This window comes from Vibrio gallaecicus (assembly GCF_024347495.1).
Classification (GTDB): domain Bacteria; phylum Pseudomonadota; class Gammaproteobacteria; order Enterobacterales; family Vibrionaceae; genus Vibrio; species Vibrio gallaecicus.
Genome location: NZ_AP025490.1, coordinates 3,276,645 through 3,292,782, shown reverse-complemented (window position 1 = coordinate 3,292,782; position 16,138 = coordinate 3,276,645). Strand labels below are relative to the sequence as shown.

Here is a 16,138-nt window from a genome sequence, read left to right as displayed (position 1 = left end):
GATGCACTCACTCTATTTAAGTTATCTGAAATGACTGGCAATTTTACCTGTTGATAAAACAGATCACCAGCAATTGATCACAGATCCAGTGAATAAGATCGAAGTTATTCACAATATTTAAGGGTAATTCCCGTGGATCCACACATATTGCCCTTACTTTACTCACATAAGGATCCACTTATGCTCAGATCTTCGTTAGTTATCCCCAAACCTCGAATACCATCTAGTTATGGTTAATAACATCTGGTTATTTATTCTATTGAGCATTTTCCCAGTAACATCCTGCTCTATAAATATAAGGAGTTACCAAATGAAAAACTGGATTAAAGCTGCAATTGCAGTAATCGCACTTTCTGCTGCAACAGTTCAAGCTGCTACCGAGGTTAAAGTTGGTATGTCAGGTCGTTATTTTCCATTCACTTTCGTAAAGCAAGACCAACTGCAAGGCTTTGAAGTTGATTTGTGGGATGAGATTGGTAAACGTAATGACTATAAAGTGGAATACGTAACAGCAAACTTCTCTGGTTTATTTGGTCTACTTGAAACAGGTCGTATCGATACGATTTCAAACCAAATCACCATTACTGAAGCGCGCACGGCAAAATACCTGTTTGCTGACCCATATGTAGTCGATGGTGCACAAATTACAGTACGTAAAGGTAATGACAGCATTCAAGGTATTGAAGACCTTTACGGTAAAACAGTTGCGGTTAACCTAGGTTCTAACTTTGAACAACTGGTTCGTAGCTATGATAAAGAAGGCAAGATCAACGTAAAAACTTACGATACAGGTATCGAGCATGATGTGGCTTTAGGTCGTTCTGATGCGTTTGTTATGGATCGCCTTTCTGCTCTAGAACTAATTAAGAAAACAGGTCTACCTCTACAACTCGCTGGTCAACCTTTTGAAACCATCGAAAATGCATGGCCATTCGTTAACAACGACAATGGTAAGAAACTACAAGCTGAAGTAAACCAAGCACTCGCAGCAATGCGTGAAGACGGCACACTAGCGACTATTTCTATCAAATGGTTTGGTGCGGATATTACTAAGAAGTAATTACTCACTTATCTAGTTAAAGCCCACTGCTTATAGTTTGCGGTGGGTTTTTGCGTTTTACTTCTAGCCATTTATACAAAATAACAATAAGAGAGCCGTTATGGGTTTTGATTTCAATTACATGCTGGAGCTATTGCCAATACTTCTAAAGTATTTAGGTACCACCATGGAGATGGCTGTGTGGGGGTTATTTTTCTCCTTAATTCTTTCACTGATCCTAGCCAATATTCGTGTATTTAAAATTCCGGTATTGGATCAGCTCAGCCAGCTTTACATCAGCTTTTTCCGTGGCACGCCACTCTTAGTACAATTGTTTCTGCTTTATTATGGGTTGCCGCAAGTATTTCCAATTCTCGTCGGTTTAGACGCTTTCAGTGCAGCTGTCATCGGCTTAACCCTACACTTTGCCGCTTATATGGCTGAAAGTATTCGTGCTGCGATTATCGGCATTGATCGTAGCCAAATGGAAGCTAGCCTATCTGTGGGAATGACTACCCCGCAAGCAATGAGACGAATCATACTTCCACAAGCAACTCGTGTTGCCCTACCTTCATTGATGAATTATTTCATCGATATGATTAAGTCGACATCTCTCGCCTTTACTCTAGGCGTAGCTGAAATTATGGCGAAAGCACAGATGGAAGCATCATCAAGTTTCCGTTTTTTCGAAGCTTTTTTAGCCGTAGCACTGATTTATTGGGGAGTAGTAGTCATACTGACTCGCGTTCAAATATGGGCAGAAGCCAAGCTCAATAAGGCGTATGTACGATGATCAAATTAAAAAATATCCACAAGCAGTTTGGTAACACAGAAGTACTCAAAGGAATCGACCTAGAAATACGTCAAGGTGAGATAGTTGTCGTCATAGGTTCTAGTGGTACTGGTAAGTCTACATTACTACGTTGCGTGAACTTTTTAGAGCAAGCCAACCAAGGTTCGATCTCTATCGACGACATTACTGTTGATACTCAAAAGCACACCAAATCAGAAGTGCTGGCTTTACGCAGGAAAACAGGATTTGTTTTTCAAAACTACGCACTATTTGCGCACCAAACGGCCAAACAAAACATAGCCGAAGGCTTGATTACCGTTCGAGGATGGAAAAAAGCACAAGCTCATGAAAAAGCACAACAAATACTAGATGATATTGGTCTTGGAGATAAAGCAGACAGCTACCCTGCCGCATTATCAGGCGGACAACAACAACGTGTTGGAATCGGTCGAGCAATGGCACTTCAGCCCGAGCTTTTACTGTTTGATGAGCCTACATCAGCCCTTGATCCTGAATGGGTTGGAGAAGTACTTAACTTAATGAAAAAGCTCGCAAATCAACACCAAACTATGCTGGTGGTCACTCACGAAATGCAGTTTGCTAAAGAAGTCGCGGATAAAGTGATCTTCATGGCTGACGGACACATTGTTGAGCAAGGCTCTCCACAGGATATATTTGGTAATCCACAGGATCCAAAGTTAAAAAAATTCTTAAATAAGGTCGGGATCGAGTAAGGATCCTTGTGATTTAACTCATAGTACGTATAATCCCCCGACCGGAATTTTAGTTAACCCAATCATTGACACTTTTTGTGACAGTGATTACAATTCCGCCTCTTTGTTGAGAGGCGTCGGTTTTCCTTTCTTATATAAGAAGAGAAAAAATGCCCACGCCGGGTTTAACAAAAACCTAAAACTACTGATCAGTAAGGTAATTACAATGAAACGCACTTTTCAACCTACAGTTCTAAAGCGTAAGCGCACACACGGTTTCCGTGCTCGCATGGCTACTAAGAACGGTCGCGCAACAATCAATGCACGTCGTGCAAAAGGCCGTAAGCGTCTTTCTAAGTAATCTTTGATTATTTTGAATAAGCTAGCCTTCGGTCGGGAGTTACGCTTGTTAACTCCCGAGCATTACCAAACCGTCTTCAAGCAAGCTCATAGAGCCGGCTCCCCTCATTTCACCATCATTGCTCGTAATAACTCTCTTTCTCATCCTCGTCTTGGATTAGCTGTTCCGAAAAAGCAGATTAAAACTGCTGTAGGTCGTAATAAATTTAAACGTCTTACGCGTGAAAGCTTTCGTAACAATCAACATCAGCTTCCTAACAAAGATTTTGTTGTAATAGCCAAGAAAAGTGCGCAAGATTTAAGCAATGAAGAAATGTTTAAGCTCTTAGATAAATTATGGCTTCGCCTGTCTCGCCCTTCGCGTGGATAGCGCTAATACCCATCTATTTTTATAGATGGTTTATTAGTCCACTCATCGGCCCACGCTGCCGATTTACTCCAACCTGCTCTTTATATGCGATAGAAGCGTTGAAAGCTCACGGTTTTGTAAAAGGGTGTTGGTTATCAGGCAAACGTCTATTAAAATGCCATCCTTTGAACGAAGGGGGCTTTGACCCCGTTCCACCAGTCCAAAAACAAGACAGAGATTAATAACGATGGATTCTCAACGTAATATCCTGTTAATCGCGCTGGCATTGGTTTCTTTCCTACTTTTCCAACAATGGAACGTAGCTCAGAACCCAGCACCTCAAGCGGTTGAGCAGGCACAATCTAGCAGTACTTTACCTGCACCATCTTTTGCTGATGATTTAGATCCGGCTCCGGGTCAAATGGCTTCTGCAAAAACAATCACAGTAACAACTGATGTTCTGACTCTGTCAATTGATACGGTTGGTGGTGATGTCGTTACAGCAAACTTGAATGACTACTCTGCTGAGTTTGATTCTGAAGATACTTTTGTTCTTCTTAAGAATGAACCAGGTCACCAGTTTATCGCTCAAAGTGGTTTAGTTGGTCCTCAAGGTATCGACTTAAGCAGCACAAACCGCCCGAGCTACACGGTTTCAGCTGAAGAATTTACACTTGCTGATGGTCAAGATGAACTACGCATCCCAATGACTTATCAAGCAAACGGTCTTGATTACACGAAAACATTTATCCTAAAGCGTGGCAGCTACGCAATGGATGTTGAATATGATGTCGTGAATAACTCAGGCAATAACGCAACATTTGGTATGTACGCGCACCTACGTCAAAACGTTATGGATGACGGCGGTAGCCTTACAATGCCAACTTACCGTGGTGGTGCTTACTCTACGGAAGATACGCGTTACAAAAAATACAGCTTCGACGACATGCAAGATCGCAACCTGTCTCTTAACCTAGCAAACGGTCAAGGTTGGGCAGCGATGATTCAGCACTACTTTGCAAGTGCTTGGATCCCGCGCGACGAAGCAGGCAGCAACCTTTACACTCGTGTCATTGGTAACCTTGGCGACATTGGTGTTCGCATGCCGAACAAAACCATCGCAACGGGTGACCAAGCGAGCTTCAAAGCAACGCTTTGGGTTGGTCCTAAACTTCAAGATCAAATGGCTGAAGTTGCACCTAACCTAGACCTAGTTGTTGACTACGGTTGGTTATGGTTCATTGCTAAACCACTTCATACTCTGCTTTCATTCATTCAAGGCATCGTTGTGAACTGGGGTCTGGCAATTATCTGTCTAACTTTCATCGTTCGTGGTGCTATGTACCCGCTAACGAAAGCTCAGTACACGTCTATGGCGAAAATGCGTATGCTTCAGCCTAAGCTGACAGCAATGCGTGAGCGTATTGGCGATGATCGCCAACGCATGAGCCAAGAAATGATGGAGCTTTATAAGAAAGAAAAAGTAAACCCACTAGGTGGCTGTTTACCTATTCTTCTGCAAATGCCTATCTTCATTTCGCTTTACTGGGCACTAATGGAGTCAGTTGAACTGCGTCACTCACCGTTCTTCGGTTGGATTACTGACCTTTCAGCACAAGACCCGTACTACATCTTGCCACTTCTAATGGGTGCTTCAATGTTCCTAATTCAGAAGATGAGCCCGACAACAGTAACGGATCCAATGCAGCAGAAGATCATGACCTTTATGCCGGTTATGTTTACTTTCTTCTTCTTGTTCTTCCCTTCAGGTCTAGTTCTATACTGGTTAGTATCGAACATTGTAACTCTGATTCAGCAAACTCTAATCTACCGAGCGCTGGAAAAGAAAGGCTTACACTCTAAGTAAGACTGACTTGATAAAGACATAAAGAAAGGCGACCAAAAGGTCGCCTTTTTGTTTTGGGCTGATTACAATTCAGCTAATTGAATTAAATGTTGGGTAGCAAAGCGCTCCAACTTCTTAGCAGGCACAACTATGACTACAGATACGATTGTTGCTCAAGCTACCGCGCCAGGACGTGGTGGTGTCGGTATTATCCGAGTATCAGGACCTAAAGCCGCACAAGTTGCTTTAGAAGTAACAGGCAAAACTTTGAAACCTCGTTACGCTGAATATCTTCCGTTTAAATCTCATGATGGTATTGAGTTAGACCAAGGCATTGCCTTGTACTTCCCTAACCCACATTCTTTTACTGGTGAGGATGTCTTGGAGCTTCAAGGACACGGTGGTCCTGTAGTTATGGACATGCTTATCAAGCGCATTCTGACCATTGCAGACGTTCGTGCCGCACGCCCCGGAGAGTTCTCTGAACGTGCATTTTTAAACGACAAGATGGATTTAACTCAAGCAGAAGCCATTGCTGATTTAATTGATGCTAGTTCAGAAGAAGCGGCAAAGTCAGCATTACAATCACTGCAAGGTGAGTTTTCAAAACGTATCAATACTTTAGTTGAATCTCTTATCTACCTTCGTATCTACGTTGAAGCCGCAATCGACTTCCCTGAAGAAGAAATTGATTTCTTAGCCGATGGTAAAGTAAGTGCCGACTTACAAGCCATCATTGATAATTTAGATGCCGTTAAGCGCGAAGCAAACCAAGGCTCTATCATGCGTGAAGGCATGAAAGTCGTTATTGCAGGTCGCCCTAATGCAGGTAAATCGAGCTTATTGAATAGTCTATCGGGCAAAGACTCTGCGATTGTGACCGATATAGCCGGTACTACCCGAGATGTGTTGCGAGAGCATATCCATATTGAAGGCATGCCACTGCATATTATTGATACTGCAGGTCTACGTGAAGCGTCCGATGAAGTAGAAAAAATTGGCATTGAGCGAGCTTGGGAAGAAATAGAACAAGCTGATCGCGTTTTATTTATGGTTGATGGCACCACAACCGATGCTACCGACCCTAAAGATATTTGGCCTGATTTTGTTGATCGTTTACCAAGTAACATTGGCATGACAGTGATCCGAAATAAAGCGGATCAAACCGGTGAAGACCTAGGGATCTGCCACGTAAATGATCCAACCCTAATTCGTTTATCCGCAAAAACAGGGGAAGGCGTTGACGCTCTGCGTAATCACTTAAAAGATTGCATGGGCTTTGCGGGTGGTAATGAAGGAGGCTTCATGGCACGCAGACGACACCTAGATGCCCTAGACCGAGCATCTCATCATCTTGATATTGGACAGCAACAATTAGAAGGTTATATGGCCGGAGAAATTTTGGCAGAAGAACTGAGAATAACTCAGCAACACCTTAATGAGATAACCGGAGAGTTCAGTTCAGACGATCTACTTGGGCGTATCTTTTCTTCTTTCTGTATTGGTAAATAGTATTTGGGAGATGGCTAACATCATAACCATCTCCTCTAAAAGGGAATTATATGATTCAAATAATTACAGGTAGCACTCTTGGCGGTGCCGAGTATGTCGGTGATCACCTCAGTGAACTTCTTGAAGAACAAGGGCACCAAGTTACAATTCACAACCAACCCGACTTTCATCAAATAGCAGCTGAAGGCTCTTGGATAATTGTAACTTCGACTCATGGAGCAGGCGAATTTCCAGATAATATCAAACCTTTTATTCAAGCTATCAAAGATACAAACTCTGATTTCTCCGCAATAAAATTTGCTGTTATTGCGCTTGGTGATTCGAGTTACGATACCTTTTGCTCTGCAGGCAAAGAAGCATTTACGCTAATGGAAAAGATGAAAGCTCAACCACTAACACCATGTTTCACTATTGATGTACTTGAAGTACCTGTACCGGAAGATGCGGCAGAAGAGTGGTTAAATAGCTGTATTAATCAGTTCTAAGTGTGAATTACGAACAAAAGAGTGGCTGATCGCCACTTTTTTTATACCTAAAATTTATTTTGTGCATAACTTTTTCTTAAAAAACTCTACAAATTTCCTTAATTCCTTCATTTTTCTTGTGGATAAATACATACTTAATCGGTGATTAACCTATAGTTATCCAAATAACAACTTTATCGGTATTTCTCCCTTGTGCATAAGTAGCTATTTTGATCCCAGGAAACCCTCAGCCTGATCAAAGTTAGATCACATCATTTGATCTAAAAAAGATCCATGATCTTGTTGATCATTTTCTAGTTATCCACAGAAGTCATCGATCCTAATAATAGATCCAATAAAAGATCTCTATAAAGATCTTATATATATTAATTAAAAAAGAGCTTGTTTAAAAAATTCAAAAACGTTTTCTCAAGCTATGAAAACAGGTAGAATATCGCTCCTTTTCACTCTCCAGAATCATTTGAATACCTGAGGTCGGTCCATGCTTTATCATGAAAAATTTGACGTCATCGTTGTCGGCGGTGGCCATGCAGGAACGGAAGCCGCACTCGCATCTGCACGTACTGGTCAAAGTACGTTATTACTCACTCATAACATCGATACTCTGGGGCAAATGTCTTGCAACCCTGCGATTGGTGGTATTGGCAAAGGTCACTTAGTCAAAGAAGTGGATGCGATGGGTGGATTAATGGCACAAGCCATCGATCATTCTGGTATTCAATTCAGAACGTTAAATGCATCAAAAGGTCCTGCAGTACGTGCAACACGTGCTCAAGCTGACCGTGCTTTATACAAAGCGTTTGTTCGAAATGTTCTAGAAAACACACCAAACTTAACTTTGTTTCAGCAATCGGTGGATGACTTGATCGTAGAACAGGATCAAGTTGTTGGTGTGGTTACTCAGATGGGGCTTAAGTTCCATGCTAAAGCCGTTGTGCTCACGGTGGGTACATTCCTTGGTGGTAAGATCCACATTGGAATGGAAAGTTCTTCTGGAGGACGCGCTGGTGATCCACCATCGATCGCACTAGCAAACCGTTTACGTGATCTTCCATTCAGAGTTGATCGCTTGAAAACAGGCACACCGCCAAGAATTGATGCGCGCAGTGTCGACTTCTCAGAACTAGAAGTTCAGCATGGTGATAATCCAACGCCTGTTTTCTCATTCATGGGTAATCGAACTCAACAGCCAAAACAGATTCCGTGTTTTATTACGCATACCAATGAAAATACACACGATGTTATTCGTGCAAATCTAGATAGAAGCCCGATGTATGCCGGTGTTATCGAAGGTATTGGTCCTCGCTATTGCCCTTCAATTGAAGACAAAGTGATGCGTTTTGCTGATAAAAACAGTCACCAAATTTTCATTGAGCCTGAAGGTCTCACAACTCACGAATTATACCCTAATGGGATTTCGACTAGTTTACCTTTTGATGTTCAAGTTCAAATCGTTCGCTCAATGAAAGGTTTTGAAAATGCCCATATCGTCCGTCCTGGTTATGCTATCGAGTATGATTTCTTCGATCCTCGAGATTTAAAACAGACGTACGAGACAAAATTTATTCAAGGCTTGTTCTTTGCTGGACAAATTAACGGTACGACAGGCTATGAAGAAGCAGCAGCACAAGGCTTGATGGCTGGTTTAAATGCGAGTTTATTCACACAAGGTAAAGAAGGTTGGAGCCCACGTCGTGACCAAGCCTACATGGGCGTACTTATTGACGACTTATCGACAATGGGTACTAAAGAACCTTACCGAATGTTTACATCTCGTGCGGAGTACCGTTTATTGCTTCGTGAAGATAACGCAGATATACGTTTGACTGAAAAATCCCGTGAGTTAGGGCTGGTTGATGATGCTCGATGGGCTCGTTTTAACGATAAAGTTGAGAACATAGAAAAAGAACGCCAACGCCTTAAAGAAACTTGGGTAAATCCAAAATCTGAAGGTATTGAATCGCTTAATCAGCTTTTAAAAACCCCTATGGTTCGTGAAGCTAGCGGTGAAGATCTTTTACGTCGTCCAGAGCTAAACTACGCACAGTTAACATCTTTGGATCTTTTTGGTCCTGCATTGGATGATCAACAAGCGGCTGAGCAAGTTGAAACACAAGTTAAATACGAAGGTTATATTCAGCGTCAGCAAGACGAAATTGAAAAATCTCTTCGTCACGAAAATACCAAACTGCCTGCTGACTTAGATTACAGCCAGATTAAAGGCTTATCTAACGAGGTGGTTTTAAAGCTTTCAACTTCAAAACCTGAATCAATAGGTATTGCCTCTCGTATCTCGGGTATTACACCTGCTGCGGTATCTATTTTATTGGTTTACCTAAAAAAACAAGGCTTATTAAAAAAGGGTGAGGACGCATAATGTCGGCATTACGAGAAAAACTTGATCACCTACTGAGCCAAACAGACTTAGAAGTATCAGATAAACAACGTGGTCAACTTGTTGGTTACGTTGAGTTGCTGAACAAATGGAACAAAGCGTATAACTTAACGTCAGTTCGTGACCCTATGGACATGTTAACGAAGCATATCCTAGATAGTGTTATTGTTAGTACTCACTTACAAGGTAAGCGTTTTATTGATGTTGGAACTGGACCAGGTTTACCAGGTATTCCTCTTTCTATTATGAATCCAGATTGTGAGTTTTTCTTGCTAGATAGCTTAGGCAAACGTATTCGCTTTATTAAGCAAGTTACTCATGAGCTAGGTATTAAAAATGTGACACCAGTTCAAAGCCGTGTTGAAGAGTTCCAACCAGAAGAAAAATTTGATGGTGTTCTAAGTCGTGCATTTGCTTCAATGACAGATATGGTGGAATGGTGTCATCATTTACCTAAAGAGCAGTCTGGTGTATTTTTAGCTCTTAAAGGACAGCATCCAAGAGGTGAAATCGACCTGCTACCTGAATGGTGCTCTGTGGTTGATATTCAAGTTTTGGATGTCCCGGAGCTGGAAGGCGACCGTCACTTAGTAACTTTATCGCGTCAGGGATAATCAGCGAGGTCATAGTGGGTAAAATTGTAGCAGTTGCCAATCAAAAGGGCGGTGTAGGGAAAACAACAACTTGCGTTAATTTGGCAGCATCAATGGCTGCAACAAAGCGTAAAGTATTGGTTGTTGATCTCGATCCTCAAGGTAATGCCACTATGGCAAGTGGAGTCGATAAATATCAAGTTGAAGCAACAGCTTATGATTTGTTAGTCGAAGATACCCCATTTGATGAAGTGGTGTGTCGTAGTCCATCTGGGAACTACGATTTAATTGCAGCTAATGGGGATGTAACCGCAGCCGAAATAAAGCTGATGGAAGTGTTTGCCCGTGAAGTGCGTTTAAAAAATGCGCTTGCATCAGTTCGCGATAACTATGATTTCATCTTTATTGATTGCCCTCCTTCTTTAAACCTCCTTACAATCAATGCAATGGCTGCAGCTGACTCTGTGTTGGTTCCAATGCAATGTGAGTATTTTGCATTGGAGGGTTTAACAGCTTTGATGGATACAATTAGTAAGCTGGCAGCGGTAGTAAACGAGAACCTTAAAATCGAAGGTTTACTTCGAACTATGTATGATCCTCGTAATCGCTTATCAAATGAAGTATCCGATCAATTAAAGAAACATTTCGGTAGCAAAGTTTATCGAACTGTTATCCCTAGGAATGTACGTTTAGCTGAAGCTCCAAGTCATGGCAAGCCAGCAATGTATTACGATAAGTATTCTGCTGGTGCTAAAGCATACCTTGCTTTAGCTGGTGAGATGCTGCGTCGTGAAGAAGTTCCTGTTTAAACCCAACCAAAGGAATTCGCTCTATGTCTAAGCGTGGTTTAGGAAAAGGGCTAGATGCATTACTTGCAACTAGCTCATTAGCTCGTGAAAAGCAGCAGGTAGCATCGCATAGCCAAGCATTATCTGCAGATGGTGAACTGGTTGAGCTTTCCGTTACTAGTTTAAAGCCTGGTGTGTACCAGCCTCGCAAAGATATCGCTCCAGAAGCTCTAGAAGAGCTGGCGGCTTCGATTCAGTCACAAGGTATTATTCAACCAATTATCGTTCGTCCTATCTCTCAAGATCATTTTGAGATTATAGCTGGTGAACGCCGCTGGAGAGCTGCTCGTCAAGCGGGTTTAAAACAGGTGCCTTGCTTAATCAAAAAGGTTCAAGATAAAGCTGTAATCGCGATGGCTTTAATCGAGAATATTCAGCGTGAAGACTTAAACGTTATTGAAGAAGCGCAAGCATTAGAGCGCTTACAAAATGAGTTTAAATTGACGCATCAGCAAGTTGCCGAAGTTATAGGTAAATCTAGAGCTACAGTAAGTAACTTATTACGTCTAAATCAGCTCGAAAATGAAGTAAAAGGTTTAGTTTCTAATAAGCAACTGGAAATGGGGCATGCTCGTGCATTATTAGCCCTCAATGGTGAGCAACAAGTTGAGGTTGCTACCACCGTCGCAAATAAAAAATTGACGGTGCGCCAGACAGAGAATCTTATTAAAAACTGCCTAAAACCAGAAGTTGAAGAAAAAACAAAGGTTGAAGACCAAGAAGCTCTAGCTATTTCGCATAGATTAGCTGAAAAATTGCAAGCAAACGTTTCAATTGTTCGAAATAACTTAGGGAAATCAAAGGTTACGATTACTCTTGATGAGCCTCACAAATTAGAGCAATTGATTGCCAAGCTAGAGCACTAAGTGAGATAATTGATTTAGGTCAATTATGTTATAAACTCGGTCTTTTGTTTAAAAGTTGTCGGATTGTATACAAAAATGTAAAAAAATAATGCATTTTAATTGCATTCAATCTGACTGACCGTATAATTTTCGCCAATTTCTCTACACACTTTTAAGCAAGTGTTAGTGGGCTTAAAAGAGGAAGAATACATGGTAGCGGCGTTAGCAAGACCAGGACGAGTGCTTGCAAAGCAAATGTTATTGATCGAGCTTAGCGCGGTTATATTAGTGGCAGTAGGGTTAGGTATCACGGTTAATCCTGATTGGGGTTTTGCCTCATTGATCGGTGGCGGCATTTTTGTCATTGCCAATGTGGTGTTTTGTGTTTGTGCTTTTCTATTTTGCGGAGCTCGTGCGACTAAGTTAGTTGCTGCGTCCTTTTATGCAGGTGAAGCATTAAAAATCTTAATCACAGTTTTACTATTCTCTATTGTCTACATGTATATGCAGGTGGAACTCGTTCCCCTCAAACTGACCTATTTACTGGCTCTCGGGATTAATATCTTTGCGCCAGTGCTTTTCATTAACAATAAAAAATAGGATGAGTTATGGCTGCGCCAACAGCATCCGGATACATTGAACACCATTTACAAAACCTTTCTTTAGCTAAGTTTGGTCTTGTAGAGGAAACAAGTTTCTGGAACGTACATATAGACAGCCTGTTCTTTTCTGTACTAACTGGTGCGATTTTCCTTTGGGTTTTTCGTTCAGTTGCGAAGAAAGCAACAGTAGGTGTTCCTGGTAAGCTCCAGTGTTTTGTTGAAATGGTAGTTGAATTCGTTGGTGACAACGTTAAAGAAACTTTCCATGGTCGCAATCCTCTGATCGCTCCACTAGCACTGACTATATTCTGCTGGATTATCATAATGAACTTGATGGACTTAGTGCCTATCGATTTCTTACCGTATCCTGCAGAGCATTGGCTAGGTATCCCTTACCTTAAAGTGGTTCCTACTGCTGATGTAAATATAACCATGGCAATGGCTTTGGGTGTTTTTGCTCTGATGATCTACTACAGCATCAAAGTAAAAGGCTTAGGCGGGTTTGCTAAAGAATTGGCACTGCATCCATTTAATCACCCAATCATGATTCCATTTAACTTGGTACTTGAGGTAATTTCGTTATTAGCGAAACCACTATCTCTAGGTATGCGTTTATTTGGTAATATGTTTGCGGGTGAGGTGGTGTTTATTCTTATCGCGGCAATGCTACCGTGGTACTTACAATGGGTAGGTGCACTACCTTGGGCTATCTTCCATATCTTGGTTATTTTGATTCAAGCATTTGTTTTCATGATGTTGACAATTGTTTATCTCTCAATGGCCCATGAAGATAGTGATCACTAAAAATTTTTAAGCTTTATTCTAACTATTAATGTTAATCGGAGAACGTAAATGGAAACTGTACTAAGTTTTTCAGCAATCGCTGTTGCTATCATTGTTGGTCTTTGTGCCGTAGGTACTGCAATTGGTTTTGCTATTCTTGGTGGTAAATTCCTAGAAGGCGCTGCGCGTCAACCTGAAATGGCTCCAATGCTACAAGTTAAGATGTTCATCATCGCTGGTCTACTGGATGCTGTTCCAATGATCGGTATCGTAATCGCACTACTATTCACGTTTGCTAACCCATTTGTTGGTCAACTAGCAGGCTAATTAACTCTTAATAGTTAATTAATTTTTTGTAGTTGATTCTTAACGAGGAGTAGCTGTTGTGAATATGAACGCAACTCTGTTAGGTCAAGCAATTGCTTTTTCATTGTTTGTTTGGTTCTGCATGAAATATGTATGGCCACCAATCATGCAAGCAATTGAAGAGCGTCAGAAGAAAATTGCTGATGGTCTTGTAGCCGCTGAGCGCGCTGCGAAAGACTTGAACCTGGCACAAGCCAACGCTTCCGAGCAAATGAAGGAAGCGAAGCGCACTGCAACTGAGGTTATTGAACAGGCAAATAAACGTAAAGCTCAAATTATTGATGAAGCTCGCGAAGAAGCTCAGGCAGAACGCCAGAAAATCTTAGCGCAAGCTGAAGCTGAACTTGAAGCTGAGCGCACACGTGCCCGTGATGACCTGCGCAAACAAGTCGCAACTCTGGCTATAGCTGGTGCTGAGAAAATCCTTGAACGTACTATCGATAAAGATGTACACGATGATCTTCTTAACAACATTACTGCAAAACTTTAAAGCAAGGGGCTGTATATGTCTGATTTGACTACAATCGCACGCCCCTATGCTAAAGCAGCCTTTGACTTTGCGGTAGAGAAAGGTGAGCTAGACCAATGGGGTCAAATGCTTACTTTTGCTGCCGAAGTGGCACAAAATGATGATGTTCATAATTTATTAAGCGGTTCTATGACTGCAGAAAAATTAGCGGAAGTATTCATTGTTATTTGTGGCGAACAATTTGATGAATTCGGTCAGAACTTGATTAAAGTGATGGCAGAGAATGGCCGTTTAATGGCTTTTCCTGATGTTTGTAAACAGTTCTTATTGCTTAAACAAGAGCATGAGAAAGAAATCGACGTTGAAGTTACTTCAGCTGTTGAACTTTCAAAAGAGCAACACGCAGAGATCAGCAGCAAATTGGAACAGCGCTTAGCGCGCAAAGTTCAGCTGAATTGCAGTATAGATGAGACTCTACTTAGTGGAGTTATTATTCGAGCCGGAGACCTAGTCATCGATAACTCAGCGCGCAGTCGTTTAGACCGCCTGAGCGATGCATTGCAGTCTTAATGGGGATTGGAGCATGCAACTTAATTCCACTGAAATTAGCGATCTAATTAAACAACGTATTGAATCTTTCGACGTTGTTAGTGAAGCTCGCAATGAAGGTACTATCGTTTCTGTAAGCGATGGCATCCTTAGCATCCACGGCCTAGCGGACGTGATGCAAGGTGAAATGATCGAACTACCGGGTGGCCGTTACGCGCTAGCACTAAACTTGAACCGTGATTCGGTTGGTGCTGTTGTAATGGGCCCGTATGCTGACCTACAGGAAGGCATGAAAGTTACAGGTACTGGTCGTATTCTTGAAGTACCAGTAGGTCCTGAAATGCTTGGTCGTGTTGTAAACACGCTAGGTGAGCCAATTGATGGTAAAGGTCCAATCGAAGCTAAATTGACTTCGCCTGTAGAAATTATCGCACCAGGTGTAATCGACCGTAAATCGGTAGATCAACCTGTTCAAACTGGTTACAAGTCAGTTGACTCAATGATCCCTATCGGTCGTGGTCAACGTGAACTAGTAATCGGTGACCGTCAGACTGGTAAAACAGCAATGGCGATCGATGCGATTATTAACCAAAAAGATTCTGGTATTTTCTCTATCTACGTAGCTATCGGCCAAAAAGCGTCGACTATTGCTAACGTAGTTCGCAAACTAGAAGAGCATGGCGCACTAGCAAACACTGTTGTTGTTGTTGCATCTGCTTCTGAATCTGCAGCGCTGCAATACCTTGCACCATATGCTGGTTGTGCGATGGGCGAATACTTCCGTGATCGCGGTGAAGATGCACTGATTGTTTATGATGATTTATCTAAGCAAGCTGTCGCTTACCGTCAAATCTCGCTACTACTTAAGCGTCCACCAGGTCGTGAAGCGTTCCCAGGTGATGTTTTCTACCTTCACTCTCGTCTACTAGAGCGTGCTGCTCGTGTAAGCGAAGCATATGTAGAAAAATTCACTAACGGTGAAGTGACAGGCAAGACTGGTTCTTTAACTGCTCTACCTATCATTGAAACGCAAGCTGGTGACGTATCTGCATTCGTACCAACGAACGTAATCTCGATTACTGATGGTCAGATCTTCCTACAAACTGAGCTATTCAACGCGGGCGTACGTCCAGCTGTTGACCCTGGTATTTCAGTTTCTCGTGTAGGTGGTTCGGCGCAGACTAAAATCATCAAGAAGCTATCTGGTGGTATCCGTACTGCTCTAGCTCAATACCGTGAACTTGCAGCATTTGCTCAGTTCTCTTCGGATCTTGATGAAGCGACTAAGAAGCAACTAGACCACGGTCAAAAAGTTACAGAACTGATGAAGCAGAAGCAATACGCTCCTATGTCTGTATTTGACCAAGCTCTAGTAATCTTCGCTGCAGAGCGTGGATACCTTCAAGATGTTGAACTTTCTAAAGTTCTAGACTTTGAAGCTGCTTTACTGTCGTTTGCTCGTGGTCAATATGCCGATCTAGCAACACAGATCGACACAACGGGTGCTTTCAATAAAGAAATCGAAGCTGAGCTGAAGAAGCTTGTTGACGATTTCAAAGCAACCCAGACCTGGTAATTGGTAGGTGGTCTT

Annotated in this window: 19 protein-coding genes; all 19 read left to right on the top strand. The window is 42.0% G+C overall.

Annotated elements, in window-relative coordinates:
- Positions 1 to 310: 310 nt before the first annotated feature.
- The 19 genes from OCU78_RS14550 to atpA all read left to right on the top strand — a co-directional run bounded on the left by OCU78_RS14550 (position 311) and on the right by atpA (position 16,123).
- Positions 311 to 1,060 (top strand): amino acid ABC transporter substrate-binding protein, encoded by a 750-nt coding sequence (locus OCU78_RS14550; protein ID WP_137375431.1) that lies wholly within the window; start codon positions 311 to 313, stop codon positions 1,058 to 1,060.
- 100 nt (positions 1,061 to 1,160) lie between these two features.
- Complete coding sequence (locus OCU78_RS14545) at positions 1,161 to 1,832, top strand: amino acid ABC transporter permease (protein ID WP_137375430.1); 672 nt, start codon at positions 1,161 to 1,163, stop codon at positions 1,830 to 1,832.
- A complete protein-coding gene (locus OCU78_RS14540) occupies positions 1,829 to 2,566 on the top strand; it encodes an amino acid ABC transporter ATP-binding protein (RefSeq protein WP_137375429.1) in 738 nt (245 codons plus the stop codon). Before OCU78_RS14545 ends, OCU78_RS14540 begins: the two co-directional genes overlap by 4 nt.
- Positions 2,567 to 2,771: 205 nt before the next feature.
- Positions 2,772 to 2,906, top strand: coding sequence for a 50S ribosomal protein L34 (gene rpmH, locus OCU78_RS14535; protein ID WP_004735800.1), 135 nt, complete (start codon positions 2,772 to 2,774; stop codon positions 2,904 to 2,906).
- 45 nt (positions 2,907 to 2,951) lie between these two features.
- The gene (gene rnpA, locus OCU78_RS14530; RefSeq protein WP_240701792.1) at positions 2,952 to 3,275 is read left to right on the top strand and encodes a ribonuclease P protein component; all 324 of its coding nucleotides are present in this window, start codon (positions 2,952 to 2,954) and stop codon (positions 3,273 to 3,275) included.
- Entirely contained in the window at positions 3,242 to 3,496 is a 255-nt protein-coding gene (yidD, locus tag OCU78_RS14525) for a membrane protein insertion efficiency factor YidD (RefSeq protein WP_137375427.1), read from the top strand. Before rnpA ends, yidD begins: the two co-directional genes overlap by 34 nt.
- A gap of 5 nt (positions 3,497 to 3,501) precedes the next feature.
- Positions 3,502 to 5,121, top strand: coding sequence for a membrane protein insertase YidC (yidC, locus tag OCU78_RS14520; RefSeq protein WP_137375426.1), 1,620 nt, complete (start codon positions 3,502 to 3,504; stop codon positions 5,119 to 5,121).
- Positions 5,122 to 5,250: 129 nt separating this feature from the next.
- Positions 5,251 to 6,612 carry a tRNA uridine-5-carboxymethylaminomethyl(34) synthesis GTPase MnmE gene (gene mnmE / locus OCU78_RS14515; RefSeq protein WP_137375425.1) on the top strand — a complete coding sequence of 454 codons (1,362 nt, stop codon included), beginning with the start codon at positions 5,251 to 5,253 and terminating at the stop codon, positions 6,610 to 6,612.
- Positions 6,613 to 6,662: 50 nt separating this feature from the next.
- Positions 6,663 to 7,097, top strand: a complete 435-nt coding sequence (mioC, locus tag OCU78_RS14510; RefSeq protein WP_137375424.1) for an FMN-binding protein MioC — start codon at positions 6,663 to 6,665, stop codon at positions 7,095 to 7,097.
- A gap of 481 nt (positions 7,098 to 7,578) precedes the next feature.
- On the top strand, positions 7,579 to 9,474 hold the full coding sequence (mnmG, locus tag OCU78_RS14505; RefSeq protein WP_137375423.1) for a tRNA uridine-5-carboxymethylaminomethyl(34) synthesis enzyme MnmG: 1,896 nt from the start codon (positions 7,579 to 7,581) through the stop codon (positions 9,472 to 9,474).
- A complete protein-coding gene (rsmG, locus tag OCU78_RS14500) occupies positions 9,474 to 10,106 on the top strand; it encodes a 16S rRNA (guanine(527)-N(7))-methyltransferase RsmG (RefSeq protein WP_137375422.1) in 633 nt (210 codons plus the stop codon). Before mnmG ends, rsmG begins: the two co-directional genes overlap by 1 nt.
- A 14-nt stretch (positions 10,107 to 10,120) precedes the next feature.
- Positions 10,121 to 10,894 carry a ParA family protein gene (locus tag OCU78_RS14495; RefSeq protein WP_137375421.1) on the top strand — a complete coding sequence of 258 codons (774 nt, stop codon included), beginning with the start codon at positions 10,121 to 10,123 and terminating at the stop codon, positions 10,892 to 10,894.
- A gap of 23 nt (positions 10,895 to 10,917) precedes the next feature.
- Positions 10,918 to 11,799 (top strand): ParB/RepB/Spo0J family partition protein, encoded by an 882-nt coding sequence (locus OCU78_RS14490; protein ID WP_137375420.1) that lies wholly within the window; start codon positions 10,918 to 10,920, stop codon positions 11,797 to 11,799.
- A gap of 189 nt (positions 11,800 to 11,988) precedes the next feature.
- The gene (locus OCU78_RS14485; protein ID WP_137375458.1) at positions 11,989 to 12,378 is read left to right on the top strand and encodes a F0F1 ATP synthase subunit I; all 390 of its coding nucleotides are present in this window, start codon (positions 11,989 to 11,991) and stop codon (positions 12,376 to 12,378) included.
- Positions 12,379 to 12,386: 8 nt separating this feature from the next.
- Positions 12,387 to 13,184 carry a F0F1 ATP synthase subunit A gene (gene atpB, locus OCU78_RS14480; RefSeq protein WP_137375419.1) on the top strand — a complete coding sequence of 266 codons (798 nt, stop codon included), beginning with the start codon at positions 12,387 to 12,389 and terminating at the stop codon, positions 13,182 to 13,184.
- 48 nt (positions 13,185 to 13,232) lie between these two features.
- Positions 13,233 to 13,490: a F0F1 ATP synthase subunit C gene (gene atpE / locus OCU78_RS14475; protein WP_004411110.1), complete on the top strand. Its 258-nt coding sequence runs from the start codon at positions 13,233 to 13,235 to the stop codon at positions 13,488 to 13,490.
- Positions 13,491 to 13,548: 58 nt separating this feature from the next.
- On the top strand, positions 13,549 to 14,019 hold the full coding sequence (atpF, locus tag OCU78_RS14470; protein ID WP_137375418.1) for a F0F1 ATP synthase subunit B: 471 nt from the start codon (positions 13,549 to 13,551) through the stop codon (positions 14,017 to 14,019).
- Between the two features lie 15 nt (positions 14,020 to 14,034).
- Entirely contained in the window at positions 14,035 to 14,568 is a 534-nt protein-coding gene (atpH, locus tag OCU78_RS14465) for a F0F1 ATP synthase subunit delta (RefSeq protein ID WP_137375417.1), read from the top strand.
- Between the two features lie 13 nt (positions 14,569 to 14,581).
- The gene (gene atpA, locus OCU78_RS14460) at positions 14,582 to 16,123 is read left to right on the top strand and encodes a F0F1 ATP synthase subunit alpha (RefSeq protein ID WP_010433235.1); all 1,542 of its coding nucleotides are present in this window, start codon (positions 14,582 to 14,584) and stop codon (positions 16,121 to 16,123) included.
- Positions 16,124 to 16,138 lie beyond the last annotated feature (15 nt).

Excerpts from the sequence above, each read along its gene's own strand:
- OCU78_RS14550 (WP_137375431.1), top strand. The coding sequence starts at position 311 with ATGAAAAACTGGATTAAAGCTGCAATTGCAGTAATCGCACTTTCTGCT.
- OCU78_RS14545 (WP_137375430.1), top strand. The coding sequence starts at position 1,161 with ATGGGTTTTGATTTCAATTACATGCTGGAGCTATTGCCAATACTTCTA.
- OCU78_RS14540 (WP_137375429.1), top strand. The coding sequence starts at position 1,829 with ATGATCAAATTAAAAAATATCCACAAGCAGTTTGGTAACACAGAAGTA.
- rpmH (WP_004735800.1), top strand. The coding sequence starts at position 2,772 with ATGAAACGCACTTTTCAACCTACAGTTCTAAAGCGTAAGCGCACACAC.
- yidD (WP_137375427.1), top strand. The coding sequence starts at position 3,242 with ATGGCTTCGCCTGTCTCGCCCTTCGCGTGGATAGCGCTAATACCCATC.
- yidC (WP_137375426.1), top strand. The coding sequence starts at position 3,502 with ATGGATTCTCAACGTAATATCCTGTTAATCGCGCTGGCATTGGTTTCT.
- mnmE (WP_137375425.1), top strand. The coding sequence starts at position 5,251 with ATGACTACAGATACGATTGTTGCTCAAGCTACCGCGCCAGGACGTGGT.
- mioC (WP_137375424.1), top strand. The coding sequence starts at position 6,663 with ATGATTCAAATAATTACAGGTAGCACTCTTGGCGGTGCCGAGTATGTC.
- mnmG (WP_137375423.1), top strand. The coding sequence starts at position 7,579 with ATGCTTTATCATGAAAAATTTGACGTCATCGTTGTCGGCGGTGGCCAT.
- rsmG (WP_137375422.1), top strand. The coding sequence starts at position 9,474 with ATGTCGGCATTACGAGAAAAACTTGATCACCTACTGAGCCAAACAGAC.
- OCU78_RS14490 (WP_137375420.1), top strand. The coding sequence starts at position 10,918 with ATGTCTAAGCGTGGTTTAGGAAAAGGGCTAGATGCATTACTTGCAACT.
- OCU78_RS14485 (WP_137375458.1), top strand. The coding sequence starts at position 11,989 with ATGGTAGCGGCGTTAGCAAGACCAGGACGAGTGCTTGCAAAGCAAATG.
- atpB (WP_137375419.1), top strand. The coding sequence starts at position 12,387 with ATGGCTGCGCCAACAGCATCCGGATACATTGAACACCATTTACAAAAC.
- atpE (WP_004411110.1), top strand. The coding sequence starts at position 13,233 with ATGGAAACTGTACTAAGTTTTTCAGCAATCGCTGTTGCTATCATTGTT.
- atpH (WP_137375417.1), top strand. The coding sequence starts at position 14,035 with ATGTCTGATTTGACTACAATCGCACGCCCCTATGCTAAAGCAGCCTTT.
- atpA (WP_010433235.1), top strand. The coding sequence starts at position 14,582 with ATGCAACTTAATTCCACTGAAATTAGCGATCTAATTAAACAACGTATT.